A 2575-nucleotide genomic window follows, 5' to 3' on the forward strand; every position below is an offset into this window, starting at 1 on the left:
TGTGTTTTGTCAAGTTGTTTTAGGCCGTTTCGGCTCGAATTTTTAGGCCAGTTCGGCACGGTTTTGGGCCGTTTGAGCGTTGCTGGGGTTTTGAGGGTTATTTCATGAGGGCGTTTGCCATGCGGTAGGACTGGCCGGTGAAGGTAATCATGCGTCCGTGGTGGACGATGCGGTCGATGGCTGCCGCTGCCATGTCATCGTTGCCGAAGACTTGGCCCCATTGGGAAAACGCGAGGTTGGTGGTGATGATCAGGCTGCGTTGTTCGTAGGCGTCGGCGATGGCTTGGAAAAGTAACCGTGCACCGTCAGTGTCGATGGGGATGTAGCCGAGTTCGTCGATGACGAGGAGCTTGTTTTTGCCGAGTGCTGCGAGTTCTTTGTCGAGTCTTCCTGCCTGTTTAGCGTTGCGTAAGTGGTCGACTAGGCCGGCGGCGGTGAAAAACCTTGCTGGGATGCCTGCAAGGCATGTTTGGGTGGCTAGCGCGATGGCGAGATGTGTTTTCCCGGTGCCGACGTCCCCGTAGAAGACGAGGTCTTCACATCCGTTGAGAAACTCAAGCGTGGTGAGGTGTTCGCGGGTGATGTCCGTGGGCAGGGTCACTGGTGACCAGTCGTAGCCGTCGAGGGTTTTGCGTACTGGCACACGCGCACGGTGCATGAGGCGGCGGGCTCTGGATGCTGCTCTGGAAGAAAGTTCAGCTTCGAACAATTCGATGAGGATGTCGCACTGGCGTGGGGTGGCGTGTTCAACGCATTGGCGTAACACAGCGGTGGTCAAATAGAGCTGGCGGCCGAGTGTGACAACTTGGTTTTTGGTGGTTGTAGCGCTCATTTTAGGTCGCCTCCGCATGCTGTGGGGTGTTGATTGTGGTGGCAAGGAGTTGGTCGTAGGTAGCCAGGTTTGCTCTGGTGTGCTGTGTTGGTGGTGGGGTGCTGTATCGTGCAGCGATGCCAAGATGCGGTCCGGTTGGTTGAGCGTTGGCTTCTAAAAGTGCTGCAGCGGCGGTGACGGTGGCGTCGAAACCGCATTCTGCGGCGGTGGTTTGTGCATGGGTGAAAAACTCACGACGTGTGACGGTATCTGCTTCGTCGAGGTAGCCGACGACGTTATCCGGCATATGGTGGCGAAGTGGTGAGTTCTTCCACGCTCCCGGCTTTTTGGCTAACCCTGGCAGCAGACTTATGGGGTTGATCACTGTAGCGTCTGCAGTGCCGAAGACTCTCGGCAGCGCGATGATGCGTCGAGACTCCTCGTCTAAGACGGTGATGGTGTCGTGGGACAATTCCAGTGTGACTTGCCTGTTTGCCCAGGCAGGCCCGACTAGGTAGCGGTTGCCTGCTACGGTGACAATCCCGGTTTTATCGGTGCGACGCACTTCGAAACGCACCGGATTAAACCGCACCGACGGACATGCTTTGAGCGCTTGTTGATCGTGTTGAAACAGATCAGCGATTACCGCTGCCTTCTTATAATGGGTCTGCTTGGCAAACGCGGCACACCCAGAGTCCAGAAGAGCGTTTAGTTCTGCCAGTGAAGCAACTTCTGGCACGGGAACGAGCAGGTTTCGGCGGATGAACCCGACAGCGTTTTCCACATTGCCTTTCTCATGGCCTGAATACGGGTTGCAGTAACGCGACCGAGTCCGATAGTGCGCTTTAAACGCGGCGAAGAGCTCTGATTCGACAACCTTCGGGCCGACACGGCGTCCAATAGCAGTAGCGTTATCGAAGACCATCTCAGTCGGCACTCCGCCGGCAGCATCGATGACATCCAGCAATCCGGTAATGACACACTCGGCGGTTTCACCGGCGAAGGCCCTGCAAAACCTCATATTCGAGTACGGAAACGTCACCACCAAAAGGTGTACAACCTTCACATCTGACGCCAGGTTGATTTCTGCCTGGCCGAAATCAACCTGGATGACCCCGGGAGACCATTCCAACTCCATGAACCCATCTCCTGGGGCTTTATGGTCCTGCCTCCACTGCTTGACGTAGCGCTGTACCGGCGAATACGAGCCGGTATATCCATGTTCGGCGGCAAGCCGGTCACAGATGCGCTGCGCAGTGTGGCGTTGCTTGCGCGGCATGCGCTGATCTTGCTCAAGCCACCGATCAATCACGGCACACAACGTCTCACCGAGCGCTAGTGATCCTGGCTTATGTAACTTAACTGGCGGGATAGGGCTGAAATCGTCCTGGTTGACGTACTTATCGACCGTAGCGCGAGATACCGATACCGCCTTCGCGATCGCTCGTCGGGACATTCCCTCGTCATCGAGCTGTCTGATAGTTTCGATCGTGGTCATGCTGATTGTCATCTACTTTCTGGTCCCTTCCTGAAAAACCAAGTCCCGGACCTCGCAGCCAAACGAAGATGGGACATTTCTCAGGAACAGAAACCTACTGGGATGGTTACTCGGCATGGCCCTTTTTCATTCCAAAAGAGCCACACCAGTCACAGCAACGCACCAGGAAAGTGGCCTACTTTTTCACGCTGAAACGGACTAAAACAGGCCGCCGAAACGGACTACTTCCCAAGCCGAACTGGACCACCTACATCAGATCAGACACA

Annotated in this window: 2 protein-coding genes; both read right to left on the reverse strand. The window is 55.7% G+C overall.

All coding sequences use genetic code 11. The features are described from left to right. Window positions 1–97: 97 nt before the first annotated feature. Complete coding sequence (gene istB, locus HMPREF2690_RS00855) at window positions 98–832, reverse strand: IS21-like element helper ATPase IstB (protein WP_101733627.1); 735 nt, start codon at window positions 830–832, stop codon at window positions 98–100. 1 nt (window position 833) lies between these two features. Further along, window positions 834–2309, reverse strand: a complete 1476-nt coding sequence (gene istA / locus HMPREF2690_RS00860; protein ID WP_070570999.1) for an IS21 family transposase — start codon at window positions 2307–2309, stop codon at window positions 834–836. Window positions 2310–2575 lie beyond the last annotated feature (266 nt).

It is taken from the genome of Corynebacterium sp. HMSC034E11 (assembly GCF_001835905.1).
Classification (GTDB): Bacteria; Actinomycetota; Actinomycetes; order Mycobacteriales; family Mycobacteriaceae; genus Corynebacterium; species Corynebacterium coyleae.

What these genes read in the sequence shown, in the direction of transcription:
- istB (WP_101733627.1), bottom strand. Translation starts at nt 832, where the DNA reads ATGAGCGCTACAACCACCAAAAACCAAGTTGTCACACTCGGCCGCCAG.
- istA (WP_070570999.1), bottom strand. Translation starts at nt 2,309, where the DNA reads ATGACCACGATCGAAACTATCAGACAGCTCGATGACGAGGGAATGTCC.